This window comes from Pseudomonas sp. NPDC087804, assembly GCF_044742965.1.
GTDB classification, from domain to species: Bacteria; Pseudomonadota; Gammaproteobacteria; order Pseudomonadales; family Pseudomonadaceae; genus Aquipseudomonas; species Aquipseudomonas rustica.
Genome location: NZ_JBIUVN010000056.1, coordinates 2,541 through 4,543 on the forward strand (window position 1 = coordinate 2,541; position 2,003 = coordinate 4,543).

Here is a 2,003-nt window from a genome sequence, read left to right on the forward strand (position 1 = left end):
TCGGGCTACACCCACAGCCGTCCCAGCTGATGATGCGGGTTCGATTCCCGCTACCCGCTCCAAGTTTGCAGGTTGTGCAAAGTGTTTTGCTCTTGTAGCTCAGTTGGTAGAGCACACCCTTGGTAAGGGTGAGGTCAGCGGTTCAAATCCGCTCAAGAGCTCCATATAACAAGGCAGATATGAAAATATCTGCCTTTGTTTTAATGGCTAATGTAGTTTGCTCAATTCTTCTGTTAAGGGTGATATCGATGGCTAAGGAAAAATTTGATCGTTCCCTGCCGCACGTCAACGTTGGGACCATTGGTCACGTTGACCACGGTAAAACCACGCTGACTGCTGCTCTGACTCGCGTTTGCTCCGAAGTGTTCGGTTCGGCAATCGTTGATTTCGACAAGATCGACAGCGCCCCAGAAGAAAAAGCGCGCGGTATCACCATCAACACTGCGCACGTTGAGTACAACTCGAAGATCCGTCACTACGCTCACGTTGACTGTCCAGGTCACGCTGACTATGTGAAGAACATGATCACCGGTGCTGCTCAGATGGATGGCGCTATTCTGGTTTGCTCGGCCGCTGATGGTCCGATGCCGCAAACCCGTGAGCACATCCTGCTGTCCCGTCAGGTAGGCGTTCCGTACATCGTGGTTTTCCTGAACAAGGCTGACCTGGTAGATGACGCTGAGCTGCTGGAACTGGTTGAGATGGAAGTTCGCGACCTGCTGTCCACCTACGACTTCCCGGGCGATGACACTCCAATCATCATCGGTTCGGCTCGTATGGCTCTGGAAGGCAAAGACGACAACGAGATGGGCACCACTGCCGTCAAGAAACTGGTTGAGACTCTGGATAGCTACATCCCAGAACCAGTTCGTGTGACTGACAAGCCGTTCCTGATGCCAATCGAAGACGTATTCTCGATCTCCGGTCGCGGTACTGTTGTGACTGGTCGTATCGAGCGCGGTATCGTTCGCGTTCAAGATCCGCTGGAAATCGTTGGTCTGCGTGACACCACCGTTACTACTTGCACCGGTGTTGAAATGTTCCGCAAGCTGCTCGACGAAGGTCGTGCTGGCGAGAACTGCGGCGTTCTGCTGCGTGGCACCAAGCGTGACGACGTTGAGCGTGGTCAGGTTCTGGTTAAGCCGGGTTCGGTTAAGCCGCACACCACTTTCACCGCAGAAGTTTACGTTCTGAGCAAAGAAGAAGGCGGTCGTCACACTCCGTTCTTCAAAGGCTACCGTCCACAGTTCTACTTCCGTACGACTGACGTGACTGGTAACTGCGAGCTGCCAGAAGGCGTTGAAATGGTAATGCCAGGTGACAACATTCAGATGACTGTCACCCTGATCAAAACCATCGCAATGGAAGACGGTCTGCGTTTCGCTATCCGTGAAGGCGGTCGTACCGTCGGCGCTGGCGTCGTAGCCAAAATCATCGCGTAATTCTCTTTTATAGAGATTGCTTGATGCTTTGAAAAAGCCCCCGCTCAGCGGGGGCTTTTTTTATTGGGTTGACACCTATATGGGGCGTCTATAGAATTGCGCCTCCTTTTAACGGGCGTATTGCGCTCGGTGGGAATAGCAGCCGGAGTCTGAAATCCAATGCAAAATCAGCAAATCCGTATCAGGTTGAAGGCTTTCGACCATCGCCTGATCGACCAATCAACCCAGGAAATCGTGGAAACCGCGAAACGTACTGGTGCTCAAGTGCGTGGTCCAATTCCACTGCCTACCCGTAAAGAGCGGTTCACCGTTCTGGTTTCTCCGCACGTCAACAAGGACGCGCGCGACCAGTATGAAATCCGCACTCATAAGCGTGTTCTGGACATCGTCCAGCCAACGGATAAAACCGTTGATGCTCTTATGAAGCTTGATCTTGCGGCCGGTGTGGAAGTGCAGATCAGCCTCGGCTAAGACTCGGTCTTAGTCGTGTAACTCACTTAAATGGGAGGACATAGAGCGTGAAAGCCCCGTACACTCATGAGGTTTACAACATGACTATTG

General features: G+C 52.5%; 2 protein-coding genes and 1 tRNA gene. All 3 read left to right on the plus strand.

What is annotated here, in order from left to right; translation table 11 throughout:
* Nucleotides 1–88 precede the first annotated feature (88 nt).
* Nucleotides 89–164: transfer RNA gene (locus tag ACIOMO_RS27685), tRNA-Thr, on the plus strand.
* Nucleotides 165–248: 84 nt separating this feature from the next.
* The gene (gene tuf / locus ACIOMO_RS27690) at nt 249–1,442 is read left to right on the plus strand and encodes an elongation factor Tu (protein WP_007918472.1); all 1,194 of its coding nucleotides are present in this window, start codon (nt 249–251) and stop codon (nt 1,440–1,442) included.
* Nucleotides 1,443–1,601: 159 nt separating this feature from the next.
* Nucleotides 1,602–1,913 carry a 30S ribosomal protein S10 gene (gene rpsJ, locus ACIOMO_RS27695; RefSeq protein ID WP_003186070.1) on the plus strand — a complete coding sequence of 104 codons (312 nt, stop codon included), beginning with the start codon at nt 1,602–1,604 and terminating at the stop codon, nt 1,911–1,913.
* The last annotated feature ends 90 nt before the right edge of the window (nt 1,914–2,003 follow it).